Raw genomic sequence first — 17,923 nt, 5'->3', positions numbered from 1 at the left:
ACGCGGTGGCGGAGCGCCCACCGGAGTTCCCCCGTGTCCGCGCGGTCCAAGCCCGCAGGTGCCCGAGCATGATCCCCCCACGCTGGCTGCTTGCGCCCCAGGAGTTCAAGGGCACCTTGAGCGCGGCCGAGGCCGCGGACGCCATGGCGGAGGGGCTGCGGCAGGCCTCGCTGGACGTGGTGCTGGACGTGGCGCCGCTCGCGGACGGCGGTCCGGGCACGCTGGACGCGCTGCTCGCGGGCTCGAAGGGCGAGCGTCGACGGCTCACGGTGCGCGGCCCCATGGGCACGCCGGTCGAGGCCTGCTGGGCGCGGCTGGATGATGGGCGCACAGCGGTGGTGGAGATGGCGCAGGCCTCGGGCATCGCGCTGGTGCCTCCGGAGCAGCGAGACGCGCGCGCCGCGTGCACGCACGGCACCGGAGAGCTGATGCGCGCGGCGCTGGACTCGGGCTGCGAGCGGCTCATCGTCGGCCTCGGCGGCAGCGCCACCACGGATGGCGGCAAGGGCGCGCTGGAGGCGCTGGGCTTCCGCTTCCTGGACGCGGATGGAGCGCCGCTGCCGCCGGGGGGCGCGAGCCTCGCCAGGCTTTCGCGCGTGGACGCGAGCGGCAAGCACCCGCGCCTGGAGCAGGTGGAGCTGCTCATCGCCACGGACGTGACGGCGCCGCTGCTGGGCAACGACGGCGCCGCACGCCTCTTCGGTCCGCAGAAGGGCGCGGACGCGGCGGCGGTGGAGGAGCTGGAGGCGGCGCTGGCCACGTTCTGCCGCATCGTGGACGAGGGCCCCGCGAACCTCCCCGGCGCGGGCGCGGCGGGAGGCCTGGGCTACGGGCTCGCGGCGCTCGGAGGCGGAAAGCTCACCTCCGGATATGTCCTGGTGGCGCGGGCGTTGGGGCTGGACAGGCGCGTGCTGCTCGCGGACCTGGTGCTCACGGGCGAGGGACGCTTCGACCGGCAGACGTCCATGGGCAAGGGGCCCGTGGCGCTCGCGAGGCTGGCGCAAGCGCAAGGGACGCAAGTGGTGCTGTTCGCGGGCGTCGTGCAGCGGGACAACAAACCGGAGCTGTCCCTCTTCCGCGAGGTGGTGGAGCTGAGCGCGCAGGCCCGCCCGGGTGCCACCGCCCGGGAGGCGCTGCGCGAGGCCACCATGAAGTGGGCGCTCGCGCACCTGGGCCGGTAGCGACGGCCCTGCCCTACTCCAGCGGATCCGTCGTCCGCACCACGCGCATCCCCGCGGCCTTGAAGCCCGCCAGCGCGTCCTTCGCCACGCGCGGGAAATCCAGCGCCGCGGGCAGCGGCTCCAGCGGAGGCGCGGGCACGGGGCTCATCGCGTCCTCCAGGATGTAGATGTTCCCCAGCTTCGAGCGGTCCGTGCCCTCCAGGGACTGCTGCAGGTCGCGCAGCGTGGACAGCACGCAGTGCGAGCTGGCCTGACCGAAGACGTACACGCGGTCGAACGACAGCAGGTGCTCCATCAGCCGCGCGTTGAACTCGCCCACGCGCTGCCCCTTCACCTCCGTCACCTCCGGCGCCATCACGGAGTAGTTCTCCGTCAGCGGGTGCTCGCCCTTCAGTTCGAAGTGCGTGGGCGTGTCCCGCACCAGCGCGTGGAAGAGGCTCGCCTCGTACATCGCGGGCACCAGCGCGTGGCTCTGTCCCCCCAGGAGCGCGTGGTACGGCCAGATGGTCAGCACGTACCGGCCGCTGGCCTCCAGCCCCTCGCAGTACGCCAGGCTCTCCTCCGGATGGCGCGTCGCCCGCCAGCGGCCCTCCCGCACGTCCTTCGCGGTGATGACCGTCATGGGCGCGGGCGGACGCCCCTCCGCGTCCTTCCACCACGCCGGATGGAAGATTTGAAAGGCCCGGTGCGTGTCCAGCGAGAAGACGAGCCCCGTCAGCCGGTCCAGGTGCGCGTACAACCAGCGCAGCGTGCGCTGCGTGTCCTCCACCGCGCCCGGGACGAAGAGGCTCGCGCCCGGCGTGCAGAAGGCCACCTGCGCGTCGATGCCGAACGCCGCGATGCGAAGCGTGTCCTCGCGGGCCGGACGCACGCGGTGCTCGGCGGCGTAGCGGTGGGCCTCCTGGGAGACCTCCGCCACGCGCTCCAGGTAGAGCTGGCCGACACGTGCGTCGTCGTGGAACCGGGGAAGCGGCAGCGGCATGACGTGCTCTCCAGGCCCGTCAGCGCCGCCGCGCCCATGGCGTCAGCGGCCCTGCGGGAAGTGGCGCCGGGTGATGGACTCCACCAGCGCCTGCGTGGTGGCAGTGTAGCCGATGCGCTGCTCCTCCGGCGTCAGGCCCTCGGTCCCCACCAGCGACGGCGTGGACGGGGCCGACTCCATCAGCGGGAAGTAGCCCTGGGGCGTCGCCTCCCCCGCCTGCCCCACCAGCCCCAGCGGCCCCGTGCCCGTGCGGCGGCGGAAGAGGACGGGCGTCCCCGGCACGCTCTGCTTGCCCTCCGCCAGCTCGTTGCCGAACTTCATCACCGGCGTCGCGCCCGAGCACGACAGCTTGTAGATGGCCGCCACCCGGTCGCGCGTCAGCGTATGGGACATGGTGCGCGCCACGATGTGGCCACCGTAGCCGTAGAACTGCGTCGTCGGCTCCCAGCCCACCTGCTTGCGCAGCTCCTCGAACTCGCGCGTCATCTGCGCGTCCAGGCCGTCCTCCAGGATGATGACCGGCTTGATGCCCAGGTCGCGCGCACGCGTCACCGCGTACAGGTACTGGAGCTTCTTGTTCCCGGAGTCGAACCGGATGGAGTCCCCACCCTGCGGGTCCTCCGAGATGAGCTTGAACGCCGCGGGGATGCCCGACGTCAGCGTGTCGAAGGTGTCCAAGAGGTAGCTGGAGCGCTGCGGCCGGCGCTCGTGCATCGCGCGGTAGGCCGCGTCGTCGGAGCCGTAGCGCTGCACGTGCTCGTGGCCCATGGTGCCCACGGGAATCATGTTCAGCACCCGCGCGCCCTCCACGTTGCTCGTGCGCTGCACGCCCGCTTCCTGGCACGCGCGCAGGGCCAGCTCGTGCTGCTCCAGACAGGTCGCCGCGCGCAGGCCCACCTCGAAGATGCGCGAGGGGTCCTCGACGACGTCCACCAGCTCCTTCACCTGCGCCCGCACGCGCCGCACGTAGCCTTCCGGGTCCACCTGGATGGACACGGCTCGCACGCCCACCTGGTCCAGCGTCTCCAGGGCGATGCGCTTCTCCTCCTCGCACGACACCGTGGCCAGCGTCCGGGCCAGGGCCTCGCGGTCCTGCAGCGCCTGCGTGGCCACCTGGACGCGGTAGTTGAGCTGCAACAGCATCGGCTCCAGCCAGGACACCAGCGCGGAGGGACCCGTGATCGTCAGGATGGGCTCGCGCGGCAGGAACAGCGCGCCCCGCGGAATGGCGCGCACGGACAGTTGCGCCTTGCGCAGGATGGCCGCCTTGAAGCCCACGCCCATCTCGTAGTCGTGGCGGGCGAGGAACGCGTAGTCGTCCGGCTGCGGCTCCGGCAGGAGGCTCTGCACCCAGGCCGCCAGGTCCAGCGGCATCACCTGGGGCCCGCCCTTGCGGTGCGAGTAGTAGAACGTTTCCTTCCGCAGGGGCCAGCCGGCCTCCGCCATGCTGAACTTGTAGCCATCCGTGGCGAGCAGCGACTGGGGCATCGGGCACCGACTCCTTATCGTTGACCCCGAGACTATGCGTGTCCGCCACCCCGTACCTAGGACCAAGGGTTCCGACGGATGCGGGAAACCACGGGTGTCCCGTCACCTGTCTTTCCTCCGGCAACCGCCACACTGGGGAATACGCTGGATGCGACAGGTGCGGTTAAGCTGTCACGAAACACAACGAAGCCAGGTGCCCATGCCCGCAGAGAACGAGACGCAGAAGGTCGAAGCCGTGCTGCGCGAACATGCGATGAGCTACCCCAAGGCCCACGAGGACTTCCCCTGGGGCCACCGGGCGATGAAGGTCAACGACAAGACCTTCCTCTTCATGACCGTCGACGGCGAGAAGCTCAACCTCTCCGCCAAGCTGCCCGACTCCAAGGACGCCGCCCTCACGCTGCCCTTCACCGAGCCCACCGAGTACGGCCTGGGCAAGAGCGGCTGGGTCACGGCCCACTTCGACGAGGCCTCGCAGGTGCCGGTGCCCGTCATCAAGGCGTGGATCGACGAGAGCTACCGCGCCATCGCGCCGAAGAAGCTCGTGGACCAGCTCCCCGCCCGGGGCACCGCCGTCCCTGGCCCCGCCTCGAAGCCGGCCAAGGCCGCCGCGGGCAAGAAGCCCTCCGCGCGCCAGGCCGTGGCTCCGGCGAAGAAGGCCGCGAAGAAGGTCGTGGGCAAGGTGAAGGCCGTGGCCAAGAAGGCCGCCGCCCGCGTGAAGACCGCGGCGAAGAAGGCGACCCAGAAGGCTGGGAAGGCGGTCGCGAAGACGGCCTCCGCCGCCAAGGCCAAGACGGCGCGCAAGGCCCCCGCTCCGGCCCGCGGCAAGCGCGCCGCCACCCCCGCGCCCAAGCGCGCCCGCCGCTCTTAGCGCCAGGCACGCACGGTCAACGCGCGAAAGGAAGCGGGGCCCTTGCCGGGCCCTGCCCTTCTTTGCGCGGTGGGACTCGCGGGAAGCGGCTACTTCTTGCCCCGGCCCATGGGGCCCTTGGCCTTCGCCACGGCCGTCTTGCGGCGCGCGGCCGGCGCGGACTTCTTCGCGGGCTTCGCCTCCGGCTCCACGAAGAGCTTGTCGTAGTCGCGCATGCTGCGGCGGATGACCTCCATGGCCTCCTGCCGATCGTAGACCTCCGCGATCTCCACGCTGCGCTTCCCCTCACCGGGAATCTGCTTGTAGGTGAGGAAGTAGTGCTTCAGGCGGTCCAGCAGCGGGCGCGGCAGCTGCGCGATGTACTGGAGTTCGCCGTACACGAGGTCCGACTCCAGCACCGCGATGATCTTGTCGTCGGCCTCGTCGCCGTCGATCATCCGGAAGCCGCCCACGGGCACCGCGTGCACCAGCAGGTTGCCGTTGGAGACGACCTTCTCCGTCAGCACGCAGATGTCGATGGGGTCCCCGTCGCCGCGGATCTCCTTCACGCCGGTGCGCTCCGCGCAGCGCTTCGCCACCTGCTCGCCGCAGTACGTGCGCGGGATGAAGCCGTAGAGCGTGGGGCACTGGCTGCTGAAGCGCTGCGGCCGGTCCAGCATCAGGATGCCGGACTCCTTGTCCATCTCGTACTTCACGGCGTCCGTGGGGACGATCTCGATGTACGCGGTGACGACTTCAGGGGCCTCCGGCCCGGGCGAGATGCCATGCCAGGGGTGGGCCTGCGATGTGGTCTGGGTGCTCTTCTTCATGGAGTGTCTCCCGAGCGCTGGCGCGCCTCGGCGTACAGCCCGGCCACCGCTTCTTCCAGGCGGCGGGTAAGGGTATCCCGGTCAGCCAACGTCAGCCCTTCGGTGGGCACGGGCTTGCCCACCACCAACGCGACCTGCTGGCCCCACTGGATGGCCCGGCCGCCCTTGGGGAGGATGAGCCGCGTGCCGGAGACGGCCATGGGGACGACGGGGACCTGCGCCTGGATGGCCAGCGTGGCGGCGCCCTTCTTGAAGGGCCTCAATTCGCCATCCGGGCTGCGCGTGCCTTCCGCGTAGAACAGCACGCTGACCCGCTCGCGCAGCGCCGTCACGGCCTCCTGGAGCCGGGCCCGGTCATCCGCGCCGCCGGTGCGCTGCACGGGGATGTTGCCCGCGACGCGCATGGCCCGGCCGAACACGGGCACCTTGAAGAGCTCCGCCTTGGCGACGTAGCGCGTGTGCTTGTCGATGTGCGCGAAGTTCACCATCGCGTCGAAGTGCGACTGGTGGTTGCTCACGAAGACGACGTTGCCGTCCTTCGGGATGTTCTCCAGGCCAAAGGCTTCGTGCCGTACGCCCGCCGCCGCCAGCGCCGAGCGCCCCCAGGCCCCCAGCACCTTGTCCGCCGCCGGGTGCTGATCCAAACCGGACAGCAGCGTCACCGTCGCGGACGTCACGCCCGTGAGGCCCACCGTGGCCGTACCAGCGAACAGCGTCTGGAGCACCTTGAGCATCAGACGAACCCGTGCGCGGGGAACAGGAGGACGTCCTCGATGCGCTGGACCCCGAGCAGCAGCATCAGGATTCGGTCGAGCCCCACGGCGATGCCCGCGGACGGCGGCATGCGGCCCACCGCCTCCAGGAAGCGCTCGTCCAGGGGATACACGGCGCGGCCCAGCTTGCGGCGCAGCTCCTGCTCCTCCACCAGCCGCGCGCGCTGCTCCACCGCGTCCGTCAATTCAGAGAAGCCGTTCGCCAGCTCCAGCCCCTTCGCGTACAGCTCCACCCGCTCCGCCACGCGGCCGTCGCCGGGCTTCAGCCGGGACAGCGCCGCCATGGACGCGGGGTATTCAATGAGGAAGGTGGGCCGCTCGTGGCCGAGCCCCCGCTCCACCCGCTCCAGGAAGAGGTGGAAGAAGACGTCGTCGAAGGACGTGGAGCTCCCGGTGTGCACGCCCACCGCGTCCGCCGCCCGCTTGAGCGACGCGCCGTCCGAGTGCACGTGGATGTCCACGCCCGTGGCGCGCAGCACCGCGTCCCGCACCGTCACGCGCTCGTACGGCGTGCGCGTGAAGAAGGCGGGGTCCGCGCCCATTTCACCCTCCTTCGCGTCCGCCGCCGCCCGGCCCGCCGCCGCCAGCGCGCCCTCCAGGTCGTCCATGATGGCGTGGTAGTCCGCGTGCGGCCGGTAGAACTCCAGCAGCGTGAACTCCGGGTTGTGCGTCTGGGATACCTCGCCGTTCCGGAACACCTTGCAGATCTGGAACAGCGGCCCGGCTCCTTGCGCGAGCAGGCGCTTCATCGCGTACTCGGGGCTGGTGTGCAGGTAGAGCGTGCGCGCCTTGCCCAGGTCCGTCTCCGGGACGAAGGGCGTCTCGAAGGCGGAGATGTACGGCTCCATGCCGGGAGTGGGCACGAGCAGCGGCGTCTCCACTTCCAGGTATCCCTGGCTTGCGAAGAACTGTCGCAGGGCGGAGTAGAGGCCCTGGCGTCCTCGGGCCGCTCGCCATGGGTTTACGTTGGGCATCGGCGGGTCGGAAGTAACATGGGCGGCCCATGTCCCCAAGGATTCCGTCCCTCCTCGCCGCCGCCGTGTGTTTGCTGAGCGCCTGTCACAAGGCGCCCCCGGCGGTGGTCCCCCCTCCCAGCGAGGAAGAACTGCTGACCGGCGAGGTGAACGCCCTGTCCACGGAGGCCGCCCTCCTCCTGGAGGAGCAGCACCGGCTCGTCTGGGACTTCTGGACGGAGGGCAAGGCGGTGGACATCTCCGCCACCTACAGCGGCAAGCAGGCGCTCTTCAGCCTGGAGAACCTGCGGCGCATCGACCGGCTGCGGCACCTGACCAGGGACCCGCGCGAGCTGCGCGCCCTCACCGCGCTCCACGGCCACTTCGCCGGTGAGTTCCTGTCGCGCGAACTGGCCGAGCACAACGACGCGTCCGCCAACCTGGAGGCGTCCCTCAAGCTGAACGTGGACGGGCGCGAGGTGCGCTACCACGACCTGGAGCGGCTGCTCGCCAACGAGAAGAGCGCCCTCAGGCGCAAGGCGCTCTACGCCGCGGCCACGCCCGCGCTCGCCCGCCTCAACCAGACGCTCCTGCGCCGCGAGACGCGCACCCGCGAGCTGGTGCAGCAGATGGGCTTCGAGTCCTACGAGGCCTTCGGCAGCGAGCTGCGGCAGGCGGACCTGGAGCGGCTGGCGCAGCTGGCGGAAGAGGTGCTCCAGGCCACGCAGGAGCCGTACCGGCTGGTGATGGAGCGGCTCGCCCAGCGCGAGCTGGGGCTGCCCTTCGCGCAGCTCACCCGCGCGGACATCCCGCGCCTGTTCCGCTCGCGCGAGGTGGAGGACGCGTTCCCGAAGGGCGAGTCGCTGGCGAAGGCGCAGGCCACGGTGGCGGGGATGGGCATCGACCTGAACGCGCTGCCCAACGTGAAGGTGGACGCGCGCGACCTGCCGAGGAAGAACCCGCGCCCGCTGGCCCTGGCGGTGAAGGTGCCGTCCGACGTGCGGCTGTCCTTCAAGCCGGGCACGGGCGTGCTGCACCAGGGCCGCGTGCTGCATGAGGTGGGGCACCTCTTGCACATGGCCTTCACCCAGGAGGCCCGCTTCGAGCTGGCGCGGCTGGGCAACCCCACCGTGGGCGAGGCGTACTCCGCGCTCTTCGAGGACCTGCTGGAGGACCCGGTGTGGCTGGAGGAGAACGCGGGCGTGCTGGGGGATGCCGACAAGCGCGCCCAGTACCTGGCGGCCTCCAGCGCGCACAAGCTGTACCTCATCCGCCACGCCGCGGGCCGGCTGCTCTACCAGTTGGAGCTGCACCGCCGCACGGACGTGGATCCGCGCGAGCTCTACCGAGCCCTGATGGCGCGCACGGGCGCCATGCCCATGACAGCGGACGACGTGGAGCGCTACCTGGTGGACCAGGAGGACTTCTACCAGTCCGCCGACAGCTTCCGGGCGTGGTTCCTGGCGGGGCAGCTCCAGGGGCAGCTGAAGGCGCGCTTCGGCCCGGCGTGGTGGCGCGCGCCGGAGGCGGGCGCGTTCCTCAAGGAGCTCTGGGCCCGAGGCAGCGCGCCCTCCGCGCGCGAGCTGACGCAGGCGATTGGTGAGAACGGGCTCGCGCCGGACGTGCTGCTCTTGCGGCTGAGCACCACGCTCCAGGTGCCCATGAAGCTGGACCTGCGCCGGTTGGACGACACGCCCGCGCCGACGCCCGCGGCCCCGGCGAAGACGCCGGCCTCGACGGTGCCCCAGATGCCCCGGGCCGACGCCACGCCGCTGGCCTCGTAGGCCCCTTCCCGTCTCCACGCGTTGCACGTAGGGTCCCAAGCCATGGTGTCCGTGAAACAGCTTCGCCCCTTCGCGGGCGCCTCGCTGGAGTCCTTCCGGTCCGCGTCCGGCGCTATCGCCCTCATCCAGCAGCCCGTGGACGCCGCCTTCAAGGCCGTGGTGGCCCCGGGCATGGTGGGCCTGCGCACGGTGGGGATGGCGCACCGCTCGCGCATGGAGGAGCGGCTGCTCGCGATGCTGCGCGACTTCGACAACCTGGAGGTGCACTTCCTCCAGCCGAACCAGGACGGCGAGGAGTTCACCGTGGGCCGCACCGACGCGTGCGACCTCCTGGTGCCGGAGCCCTCCGTCTCCCAGCACCACGCCACCCTGCGCTGGAACGCGGGCGCCGGGGACTTCTCCGTGCGCGACGCCCAGTCCATGAACGGCACCTTCATCAACGGCGCGCCCCTGGGCTTCAAGGCCCAGGTGATGCTCCACGACGGCGCCACGCTGGCCTTCGGCGACGTGCAGTTCCTCTACCTGCGCGCGGAGACGCTGCACGAACAGCTGCGCCTCGCCGTGCCGGGCGCGCCCGCCCCCTGAAAAAGCGCGAAGGCCCCGCCTCCCACCTGGGAGACAGGGCCCTCGTTCACGCCAGCGCGGGCAGCCGCGGGACTACAGCAGCTTCATCAGCTCCGCGCGCTTGGCGGCGTACTCCTCGTCGGAGAGCACGCCCGCGTCCTTCAGCTCCTTGATCTCCTTGAGCCGCTGCGCCGGGCTGCGCGTGTCCGCGGGAGGAGCCGCCTGCGCGGGCTCCGCGGGGCGCTGCTGCTGCTGCTGGTTCTGCTGGTTGGCGAACATCTGCGCCATGCCGAACCCCATGCCCATGCCCATGCCCTGCATGGCGCCGTCGGATCCGCCACCGCCCTTGGCCATGCCCTCGGACGCGCCGAGCATCGCCTGGCCCTGCGCGTACTGCTGGAAGCCGCCCGCCAGCCGCGAGTACGCGACGTCCTTGGACAGCTTCTTCAGCGTGACTTCGTCCTCGGGCTTGATGCTGACGACGAAGTTGCCCATGCGGACGATGGTGAGGCCGTAGGAGTCCACGTGCGGCTTGAGGCCGGCGAGGATCTCCTGCTCCATCTCCTCCACGTAGGCGCCGCTCGTCACGTCCAGGAGCGGCCACTTCTTCTTCACCAGCAGCTCGGCGGTGCGGTCGCGCGTCACCTTGAGCACCTGGCCCTTGAACCAGCCCAGGAACTCCTCGTTGGACGCGCGGCCCATGCCGACCAGGCCCACCACCAGCTTCTCCGGCTCCGTCACGCGGATGGAGAAGTCGCCGTACACCATGGTGCCAATGCCCAGGCCCGTCTCCGGGTCGCGCACGTCGCCAATGGGGCCGCCGAACTTCACGCCCGTGTGCTCACGGTTGGAGACGAAGAAGATCTCCGCCATGAACATGTTGCCGCCGGTGAAGCCCTCCAGCAGGCGCGACAGGAACGGGATGTTGTTGGTGTCCAGCGTGTGGCGGCCGGGCCCCAGCTTCCCCTCCACCTTGCCGTCCTTGACGAACAGCGCCACCTCATCCGCGTCCACGGTGAGCTGCGTCTTCATCCGGACGTTCTTCTCCGGATACTTGTAGACGATCTCGCCCTTCGCGCTGTCCGCGCGGGCGATGAAGTTTCGCTGCGCCTCGCCCTTGATGCTGTCGAAGATCCCCATGTCTGTTTCAGCGCCTCCGTGGCCGCCTGGGCGGCAGGTCTTCAAAGCTTCGTAACCCCAACCCCTAAATGCGGGGCCGCCGGGGCGAAAGCGCCACCGCGCTCCGCCCTGCGTCCTGCTTTGGAACATAACAGCTTCACGGGCGCCTGCCCGTCCGGCCGGCCCCCTGGCAGTCCACTCTCCAACCCGCCAGTGACTCAACCCCAGCGGCTGACCAGACGTTCCCGGTCCAGGAACCGGATGCTGGCCGCCAGCAGGATGAAGTCCAGCACCAGCACCACCGCGCCCTGGATGGCGTAATACGCCATGCCCGCCTTGAGCACGCCGGCCACCTGGCCCCCCACCAGCCCCACCAGCGGCAGCACCACCAGCGCGGACAGCTGCTGGGCCATGCGCGCCTCGCTCACCCGGGCGGAGATGAGCACCGCGACGCCGTTGCCGAAGAAGGCGAACAGCGGCGCGAGCACGAACACACCGAAGCCCCACAGCGCGTTGGGCATCAGCGGCGCGCCCACCAGCGGCCACGCCACCCAGTCCACGCCCACGCAGAACAGCGCGAAGGCGACCCAGGTCAGCACCACCGCGGGCACCAGCGCGGCCAGGCACTTGCCCGCCACCAGCTCCGCCGCGGACACGGGCGACGCGAGCAGCGGCTCCAGCGTGCGGCGCTCCTTCTCCCCCGCCACGCTCTGGGACGCGATGAGGATGGGGATGAAGACGGGCATCACCAGGAACATGCCGAACCAGTCGGTGAGCGACTTGTCGATGAGGAAGCGCGCCGCGCTCGCGCCCAAAGGCAGCGTGGGGTCGTAGAAGAGCGCCACCGTGCGCAGGTCCGCGTGGTCCGGCTGGCGAACGTACGTCCACACCACGCCGATGGGCACCGTCACCATCACCAGCGGCAGCACCGCCATGGACACGAGCAGGCCCACGTTCTTGCGCAGGTCCAGCGAGTCCTTCCAGAACACCGCCAACGCACGTCGCGGCCGGAAGGCCATGCTCACGTCTCCTCTTCCCGCAGCAGGTCCAGGTACACCTCTTCCAACGGCCGCTGCGCGGGCACCACGCTGTGCACGCGAGCCCCCGCGCCCACCAGGTACGCCACCACGTCCGGCGCCCGCGCCTCATCCGCCAGCATCACCCGCAGGCGGCCGCCCTCCACCAGCACGTTGGGCCGGAAGGACAGCGCGGCCAGCGCGGGGACGAAGGCCTCCGCGTTGCCTTCCACGCGCACGTCCAGCGACTGCCCCGCGCGGCGCATCTCGCGCACCGGGCCCAGCGCCAGCAGGCGGCGGCGCACCACGGCCACGCGCTCGCACAGCCGCTCCACCTCCGCCAGGTTGTGCGAGCACAGCACGATGGTGCGCCCCTCGGAGGCCAGCTCCGCCACCGCGTCGCGCACGGTGCGCGCGGACTCCGGGTCCAGGCCGCTGGTGGGCTCGTCCAGGAAGATGACGCGCGGGTCGTGCACCAGCGTGCGCACGATGGCCAGCTTCTGGCGCATGCCCTTGCTGAAGCCGCCGCACGGGTCGTCCTCGCGGCCGCCCAGCCCGAAGCGCTCCAGGTAGTGCTTCGCCCGGGGCCACGCGACGGACTCGTCCATCTCATGCAGCTTCATGAAGAAGCGCAGGTTCTCCCGCGCGGTGAGCCGGTCGTAGAGCCCGGGCTGTTCGGTGAGCAGCCCCACCACCTTGCGCAGCGACTCGCCGTCGTGCGTGACGGAGTGGCCCCACACCTCCGCGTCGCCGCTGGAGGGCCTGAGCAGCCCCGTCAGCATGCGCACCGTCGTCGTCTTGCCCGCGCCGTTGGGGCCCAGCAGGCCGAACACCTCGCCGGGCTGCACGTCGAAGGTGAGGTCCTCCACGGCGGTGCGCTCGCCGAAGCGCTTCGCCAGCCCGCGCACGCGCAGCCCTCCCTTCGCGGGGGCCTCCGCGAGGGGAGGCGGGACGAGGATGCTCACTCGATGGTCACCAGGACGAACTTGTTGTTGATGTCGCGGTCGATGAGGGTGACGGTCTTGTCGGAGCCCACCGCGTTTCGCAGCAGGTTCACGCGGTTGTGCTCCACCAGCGCCCACTCGCGGCCGGGCCGCGACGCGTACTGGCGCATGCGCGTGTTGGCGTCGCCGGCGCGGAACTGCTCCACCGTGTTGCGCGAGTAGAACGTCTCCCCGCGCCAGTTCATCATGTACGCGGCGATGGGCTCGCCCGCCTTGCGCTGGTTGTAGTAGCGCCAGAACAGGTCGCGCTGCGTCCAGTGGTGGGACAGGTCCACCCAGTGGCCCCAGTTGAACCAGAGCGCGAACGCCGCGGCCAGGCCCCAGAAGGTGCTGAACAAGAGCACGCGCGAGCGCTGCAGCGCGGCCACCGCCGCCAGCACGCCGGCCACGCCGAACGCGAAGCCCATGCCCACCTTCACGTTGATGGTGCCGGACAGCGCCTTGAACAGCGCGTCCGACGTGGGCGGCCCCTTGAAGCCGCGCACCGCCAGCGCCACGCCCACCAGCGCCAGGCCGAAGCCCACTGCCTGGAGCACCGTGCGCCCCGGCGCCTCCTCCGGCCGCGACGCCTGCCAGAAGAGGAAGCCCGCGAGCGCCACCAGCGCCACGCCCCACAGCCCCATCGCGGACACCAGCCCCTGCGAAGCCACCGCGCCCAGCGTGGCCCCGCCCGTGAGCAGGAGGCCCAGCGCCACCGCGCGCGCCGCCGCCGGGCGCTCCAGCTTCGCCTTGGGGGAGAACGCGTCGAAGGCCAGGTACACGCCGAAGGCCAGGAGCACCAGCGTCACCAGGTCGCCCATCCACAGCGGGCGCGAGGAGAAGAACGCGATGGGCTTGGTGACCAGGTCCTGCGGATAGGGCCGGTCGTAGTTGTAGACGAACAGGTCGGTGAAGTCCTTGGGGTTCTCCGCCAGGTCCTTGCCCACCAGGATGAAGAGCACCAGGCCGAAGATGAGGCTCACGGCGTGCTCGGAGATGCCGTCCCGCCACAGCCGGTCCACGAACAGCGCGATGAGGATGGCCAGCCCCGGCAGCACCGGGAAGACGTAGTGGTGGAACTTCGTCGCGCTGGAGGCCAGCAGGTAGAACGCGAACGCCACCCACAGCACGGCGATGAGCGCCAGGTGGTCCGCCTTGTCCCGCGAGCGCAGCTTGAGGCGCGACACGACCGCGAACGCGCCGGGCAGCAGGGCCACCCACGGGAAGATGGCGAAGCCGCCCTGTTCGATGAAGTAGGTGAACGACCCGCCCGGCGTAGTGGTGTGCACGCCCGCGGTGAGGCGGTTCAGGTGGTCGTGGATGAAGAAGCGGTACCAGAACAGCTTGCCCTCGTCGTCCACGCCGTTGAAGAGCACCAGCGTCAGGTACCAGGGCACCGCCACCGCCGCGAACACGAGGATGCCCGTGCCCAGCTTCATCCGGTACATCTGCGCCCACAGCACGGGCATGGCCCGCGTGCCCGCGCGCACCTGGGCGCGGACCTCGCCGCTGGCGAGCCAGCGCAGGTGCGCCTCCAGGCTCTCGCGGTTCCAGGGGATGACGCCGGCAATCGCGTACAGCACCAGGATGACCGCGGGCAGGCCCACGCCCAGCAGGCCCTTGGCCAGCGAGGCCAGGCCCGCGAAGACGTAGAACGCGTACCACCAGGCCGCGCGGTGCTTCGTGGTGTCATCCAGCTGCCCGATGATCGCGCACGCCATGGCGCACACGAAGGTGGTGACGAAGGGCGTGTCGGTGACGGTCTGCCGGGTGAGCAGGAAGTACAGCGGCATGGTGGCCAGCACGAAGCCCGTGGCCAGCCCCGCGCGCATGTTCACCACCCGCGCCACCGCCAGCGACAGGAGCGCCACGGCGGTGATGCTCAGGAGCGCGAAGGGCATGCGCATGCCCCACTCCGTGTAGAGCCCCATGGCGCCGTCGCCGCGGAGCGCGCCGACGAGGTTCATCCCCAGCGCCTGCATCCACATGGTGAGCGGCGGCTTGGAGAAGAACCACGCGTTCTCCCAGAAGGGATAGACGTAGTCGGAGCGCTGGATCATCTCCCGGCCCACTTCGCCGTAGTGCGTCTCCCAGGGGTCCCACAGGCCGACCGCGCCCAGGTAGGGCACGAAGAGCAGCGCCGCGAAGCCCGCGGTCGCCAGGACCACGCGCGCGCTGAAGGACAGGGCCATCCACCGCCGCCCCCATGAAGACGTCAGGGTGTCATCACCCAGGATGGCCTGGGTGAAGGTGGAATCCCCCTGCGGGTTCTTTTCGCCGTCGCTTGCCACGCGCGCGTGCTCCTTCGTCGTCCGGGACGGGCCACCGTGCACCCCACGGGGCCGGGGGGCTTATACCCCCACCACCCCCGCCGGTCGACCGACCTGGAAGGGAGTGCGTCGTTCTCGCGCCAGCGCATGCGCTTCCGCGTGCACAGGGGCTGTGCAGGCGCCTGCACAGCCGCACGGGCAAGTCCGCGAAAGGCCGTCCCTCAGTCAGGGGCACGGGCCTTGTAATGGCCCCCCATCACGAAGCCTGACCGCGTGGCCGGAACGCGGAGGGCCGCTCGTCGCTCAATCTCAAGAGGAGCAGTGATGCTGGTTTCAGCGGTGACCCTGGGCTGTGCCCTCCTGCTGGGTCAGGTGGAGGTGCCGGAAGCTCCTGAGGCTCCGGTCGAAGCTCCGGTCGAAGCTCCGGTGGAGCCAACACCGGAGCCGGAGCCATGGGACTTCCAGATGGCCGTTCCGAACGCGTCGTCACCCCAGCAGCCCCATCACGGGCAGGCGCGGTGCCTCGCCCTGCCGCCCACGCCCGCCGTGCCATCCGGGGCGTGGCGCGCCCGCTGCGACGACGTGAAGAAGGAGTGCCTGGTGTCGCCCGCCCATGAGCTGGACGTGGAGGGCCATGAGAAGGACCAGTCCCTTCAGCGGGTGGACAGGTGCGTGTCGAACCTGATGCCCACGGAGCTGACGCGCCAGTACCGACTGGTGCCCGCCATCGCGGAGGCGCCGCCGGGCTGGTACCGCGACGAGCGCGGCCGGGTGCTCCAGTACAACTTCGACCTGCACCGGCGCGTCTACGTGGGCGGGGCCTGGGCGCCGCGCTGGCTGCGTGGGACGGACCGCCTGGACCAGCGCGTGCGGGTGGACTTCGGCGTGGACCTGGAGTGGCCGGGAGACTCGGACCGGCTGCACCGGATGACGCTCCTGGACACGGAGCTGTACCTGGGCGACGCGGCCTCCTACGACGCCACGCTCCTGCGCTACGACTTCCGCAGCCAGAATGACGCGCCGCTCTTCCGGGTGACGACCTTCTACGGCCGCCCCCGGCGCTTCGACATCTACGCCAACCTGGGCTTCTGGATGGAGGTGCTCCACGGCGAACAGGTGCGCCGCGAGGACGCGCACGCGGACTTCCTCTCCGTGGCCGCGACGAACGTGACGCTGGACCTGTGGCACTCGAGCGACCTCGTGTCCTACGTGCGCGTGCGGACCGGGCCCGCCGTGGAGCGCGACCGGACGAACGGCTTCTTCACGCTCGTTCCCGCTGCGGCGCTGGAGGGCGACTTCACCCTGGACCGGGACGGCTTCCACCACGTGCGCTTTGGCGCGGAGGCCCAGAAGGTGCTCCTCGCGCAAGCCGTGGAGGGCCGGCCCCTGCGTCCGGAGCGGCTGAGGCTGCGCGCGGGCTATGAGTTCATCGCCCTGGCCATCAACGACCAGCCCGTGAGCGTGACGCTGGACGGACGCGGGACGTGGCGCGACGACGTGGCGAACGCGCCCGCCGGCTGGGAGTGGTCCGCGCAGGCGGGCCTGCGCTTCTCCATGTGGGCCCCGGCCAGAAGGACCGCGCCGGAGGCCTCTCCTGGAAAGAGCTAGGCCCGGGATGGTGGCGCTCGCGCTCGCATTGCTTCTGGGCACCGCGCCCGGCCTGTCCTGTGAGGGCCAGACGGCGGCCGGGGAGCCGTTCCCCACCTGCTTCGACCCCGGCACCGGCTGGGTGCTGGGCACCCAACTGCGCGTGCAGGACGGCGCGGAGGAACTCGCCGTGCGCACGGGGTTCCTCGTCCGCACGGTGCGCGAGAGCGACAGCAAGGCGGACTCGCTGTGGATCAACTCGCACCGGCTGCTCATGACGGAGGCGTGGGGCGGCGCACGGAAGGGGCTGACCTTCACCGCGTACGACGGACTGCTGCGCAGGCACGTGGAGGAGGGCTCCCTGCTCATCTCCATCGGCCGGCCCCGGAACATCCCCTTCCCGTTCGACGTGGCCCTCGCCCTGCGCGCGGCGCACCTGGAGCGGCGCGTCTTGGAGGGCCCGGGCTGGACGCTGGAGACGGGCCGCGTGGGACTGCTGCTGGATCCGCTCCGCACGAACACGGAGTGGGGCTGGCTGGCCGTGGGGCCCGCCGCGAGCCACGCGCTGCGACACGCGCCGGAGGGCACCCGGAACGAGGTGTCCCCCTTCACGTCCCTGCTGCTCGACGCGGGCTGGGAGACGCGGGATGGCAGGTGGGCCCTGCGCGCGACGGGGCTCGCGGGCTGGAGCTTCGACTTCGACGGCGGCGCCCGGTTCCGGGCGCGGGGCGAGGTCGCGCTGGAGCACGTGCTCCTCGCGGTCAACGACGCGCCGGTGTTCGCGCGGCTCACGGCCACGGGCGTGCGCAGCGACGCGGGCCTCTTCCGGCGCGACGAGGGAATGCTGGGCGTGGGGCTCGCGGTGCGCCCGTTCGGCGAGCGCTGAGCTCCCGCGTCACCGCCTCTGGGGAGACGGCCCCGGCGCCTCGACCGCCGCCTTCAAGGCGCCCTCGGCCGCGCGCAGGCGCGCATCCCGGGGGTCCACGCGGCGGGCCTCTTCCAGGCGCAGCAGGGCCTCGGCCGTGTCCCCCCGCGCCAGCGCGCAGCGCACGCCGGCCTCCAGCGCGCCCGTGTCGGACGGCCCGTACACCCGGGCCTCCGCCGCCGAGTGACAGCCTGCATCCACCTGTCCAGACTCGAAGTACGCACGGGCCAGCTCCACGCGCGTGTCCACCTGCGTCGGTGCCAGCCGCACCGCCGAGGCGAGGGGCTCCACCGCATCCGCCGGCAGCCCCCACCGCCGCAGCGCATGCCCCAGCTCCCGCAGCGGCCCCGCCACGCCCGGCACCAGCAACGCCCGGGCCCTCGCGACCCGCAGGCTCGCGGGTTCCTCGAAGCGCACGTCCGCGGTCATCCGCTCCATCACCCGCGCGTACGCCGGGTAGGCCTGTGGCCAGGTGAAGACGAGCCGGTACACCCACTCTCCTCGCGGCACGAACCACGCCACCAGGTGCGTCCGCCCCCCCACCCCGTCCAGCTCCGCGCGGATGCGCTGCGCGGGCCGGCCCCCCAGCGACGCGGGCTCGACGGCGCCCACCGACAC

Annotated in this window: 16 protein-coding genes; 6 read left to right on the top strand and 10 right to left on the bottom strand. The window is 71.2% G+C overall.

What is annotated here, in order from left to right:
- Window positions 1-68 precede the first annotated feature (68 nt).
- A complete protein-coding gene (locus D7V80_RS20575; protein WP_120589766.1) occupies window positions 69-1,181 on the top strand; it encodes a glycerate kinase in 1,113 nt (370 codons plus the stop codon).
- Between the two features lie 13 nt (window positions 1,182-1,194).
- Here the strand turns inward: D7V80_RS20575 and D7V80_RS20570 are convergent, their stop codons facing one another.
- Complete coding sequence (locus D7V80_RS20570; protein ID WP_120589765.1) at window positions 1,195-2,163, bottom strand: nicotinamidase; 969 nt, start codon at window positions 2,161-2,163, stop codon at window positions 1,195-1,197.
- Between the two features lie 42 nt (window positions 2,164-2,205).
- Window positions 2,206-3,651: a nicotinate phosphoribosyltransferase gene (locus D7V80_RS20565; protein WP_120589764.1), complete on the bottom strand. Its 1,446-nt coding sequence runs from the start codon at window positions 3,649-3,651 to the stop codon at window positions 2,206-2,208.
- A 199-nt stretch (window positions 3,652-3,850) separates the two neighbouring features.
- Here D7V80_RS20565 and D7V80_RS20560 point away from each other — a divergent pair, with 199 nt between their 5' ends.
- Window positions 3,851-4,522: an MmcQ/YjbR family DNA-binding protein gene (locus D7V80_RS20560; RefSeq protein WP_120589763.1), complete on the top strand. Its 672-nt coding sequence runs from the start codon at window positions 3,851-3,853 to the stop codon at window positions 4,520-4,522.
- A gap of 89 nt (window positions 4,523-4,611) precedes the next feature.
- On the opposite strand, the gene D7V80_RS20555 is transcribed toward D7V80_RS20560, so the two are convergent.
- From D7V80_RS20555 to epmA, 3 genes are read right to left on the bottom strand one after another with little or no spacing between them, the layout of a single operon-like run.
- Entirely contained in the window at window positions 4,612-5,331 is a 720-nt protein-coding gene (locus tag D7V80_RS20555; protein ID WP_120589762.1) for an inorganic pyrophosphatase, read from the bottom strand.
- Entirely contained in the window at window positions 5,328-6,065 is a 738-nt protein-coding gene (locus D7V80_RS20550; RefSeq protein WP_233585552.1) for a 1-acyl-sn-glycerol-3-phosphate acyltransferase, read from the bottom strand. Before D7V80_RS20550 ends, D7V80_RS20555 begins: the two co-directional genes overlap by 4 nt.
- The gene (epmA, locus tag D7V80_RS20545; RefSeq protein WP_120589760.1) at window positions 6,065-7,078 is read right to left on the bottom strand and encodes an EF-P lysine aminoacylase EpmA; all 1,014 of its coding nucleotides are present in this window, start codon (window positions 7,076-7,078) and stop codon (window positions 6,065-6,067) included. Before epmA ends, D7V80_RS20550 begins: the two co-directional genes overlap by 1 nt.
- A 29-nt stretch (window positions 7,079-7,107) precedes the next feature.
- Here epmA and D7V80_RS20540 point away from each other — a divergent pair, with 29 nt between their 5' ends.
- Window positions 7,108-8,841, top strand: coding sequence for a chromosome segregation protein SMC (locus tag D7V80_RS20540; protein ID WP_120589759.1), 1,734 nt, complete (start codon window positions 7,108-7,110; stop codon window positions 8,839-8,841).
- Window positions 8,842-8,883: 42 nt separating this feature from the next.
- Window positions 8,884-9,426, top strand: coding sequence for an FHA domain-containing protein (locus tag D7V80_RS20535; RefSeq protein WP_120589758.1), 543 nt, complete (start codon window positions 8,884-8,886; stop codon window positions 9,424-9,426).
- A 72-nt stretch (window positions 9,427-9,498) separates the two neighbouring features.
- On the opposite strand, the gene D7V80_RS20530 is transcribed toward D7V80_RS20535, so the two are convergent.
- The 4 genes from D7V80_RS20530 to D7V80_RS20515 form a co-directional block, all read right to left on the bottom strand.
- Window positions 9,499-10,545: an SPFH domain-containing protein gene (locus D7V80_RS20530; RefSeq protein WP_120589757.1), complete on the bottom strand. Its 1,047-nt coding sequence runs from the start codon at window positions 10,543-10,545 to the stop codon at window positions 9,499-9,501.
- A gap of 197 nt (window positions 10,546-10,742) precedes the next feature.
- Complete coding sequence (locus tag D7V80_RS20525) at window positions 10,743-11,543, bottom strand: ABC transporter permease subunit (protein ID WP_120589756.1); 801 nt, start codon at window positions 11,541-11,543, stop codon at window positions 10,743-10,745.
- Window positions 11,544-11,545: 2 nt separating this feature from the next.
- Window positions 11,546-12,505 (bottom strand): ABC transporter ATP-binding protein, encoded by a 960-nt coding sequence (locus D7V80_RS20520; protein WP_120589755.1) that lies wholly within the window; start codon window positions 12,503-12,505, stop codon window positions 11,546-11,548.
- Complete coding sequence (locus tag D7V80_RS20515) at window positions 12,502-14,814, bottom strand: glycosyltransferase family 39 protein (protein WP_120589785.1); 2,313 nt, start codon at window positions 14,812-14,814, stop codon at window positions 12,502-12,504. Before D7V80_RS20515 ends, D7V80_RS20520 begins: the two co-directional genes overlap by 4 nt.
- 303 nt (window positions 14,815-15,117) lie before the next feature.
- Between D7V80_RS20515 and D7V80_RS20510 the strand changes: the two genes are divergently transcribed.
- Window positions 15,118-16,401, top strand: coding sequence for a hypothetical protein (locus D7V80_RS20510; RefSeq protein WP_120589754.1), 1,284 nt, complete (start codon window positions 15,118-15,120; stop codon window positions 16,399-16,401).
- A gap of 7 nt (window positions 16,402-16,408) precedes the next feature.
- On the top strand, window positions 16,409-17,266 hold the full coding sequence (locus tag D7V80_RS20505; protein ID WP_120589753.1) for a hypothetical protein: 858 nt from the start codon (window positions 16,409-16,411) through the stop codon (window positions 17,264-17,266).
- A gap of 9 nt (window positions 17,267-17,275) precedes the next feature.
- Here the strand turns inward: D7V80_RS20505 and D7V80_RS20500 are convergent.
- Window positions 17,276-17,923: tetratricopeptide repeat protein (locus D7V80_RS20500; RefSeq protein WP_370452512.1), on the bottom strand; the 648-nt coding region annotated here is incomplete at its 5' end.

The organism is Corallococcus sp. CA054B, assembly GCF_003611625.1.
GTDB lineage: Bacteria > Myxococcota > Myxococcia > Myxococcales > Myxococcaceae > Corallococcus > Corallococcus coralloides.
The sequence above is the reverse complement of the archived record's forward strand: the minus strand, read 5'-3'. Positions and strand labels throughout refer to the sequence as shown.

What these genes read in the sequence shown, in the direction of transcription:
- D7V80_RS20575 (WP_120589766.1), top strand. Translation starts at nt 69, where the DNA reads ATGATCCCCCCACGCTGGCTGCTTGCGCCCCAGGAGTTCAAGGGCACC.
- D7V80_RS20570 (WP_120589765.1), bottom strand. Translation starts at nt 2,163, where the DNA reads ATGCCGCTGCCGCTTCCCCGGTTCCACGACGACGCACGTGTCGGCCAG.
- D7V80_RS20565 (WP_120589764.1), bottom strand. Translation starts at nt 3,651, where the DNA reads ATGCCCCAGTCGCTGCTCGCCACGGATGGCTACAAGTTCAGCATGGCG.
- D7V80_RS20560 (WP_120589763.1), top strand. Translation starts at nt 3,851, where the DNA reads ATGCCCGCAGAGAACGAGACGCAGAAGGTCGAAGCCGTGCTGCGCGAA.
- D7V80_RS20555 (WP_120589762.1), bottom strand. Translation starts at nt 5,331, where the DNA reads ATGAAGAAGAGCACCCAGACCACATCGCAGGCCCACCCCTGGCATGGC.
- D7V80_RS20550 (WP_233585552.1), bottom strand. Translation starts at nt 6,065, where the DNA reads ATGCTCAAGGTGCTCCAGACGCTGTTCGCTGGTACGGCCACGGTGGGC.
- epmA (WP_120589760.1), bottom strand. Translation starts at nt 7,078, where the DNA reads ATGCCCAACGTAAACCCATGGCGAGCGGCCCGAGGACGCCAGGGCCTC.
- D7V80_RS20540 (WP_120589759.1), top strand. Translation starts at nt 7,108, where the DNA reads ATGTCCCCAAGGATTCCGTCCCTCCTCGCCGCCGCCGTGTGTTTGCTG.
- D7V80_RS20535 (WP_120589758.1), top strand. Translation starts at nt 8,884, where the DNA reads ATGGTGTCCGTGAAACAGCTTCGCCCCTTCGCGGGCGCCTCGCTGGAG.
- D7V80_RS20530 (WP_120589757.1), bottom strand. Translation starts at nt 10,545, where the DNA reads ATGGGGATCTTCGACAGCATCAAGGGCGAGGCGCAGCGAAACTTCATC.
- D7V80_RS20525 (WP_120589756.1), bottom strand. Translation starts at nt 11,543, where the DNA reads ATGGCCTTCCGGCCGCGACGTGCGTTGGCGGTGTTCTGGAAGGACTCG.
- D7V80_RS20510 (WP_120589754.1), top strand. Translation starts at nt 15,118, where the DNA reads ATGCTGGTTTCAGCGGTGACCCTGGGCTGTGCCCTCCTGCTGGGTCAG.
- D7V80_RS20505 (WP_120589753.1), top strand. Translation starts at nt 16,409, where the DNA reads ATGGTGGCGCTCGCGCTCGCATTGCTTCTGGGCACCGCGCCCGGCCTG.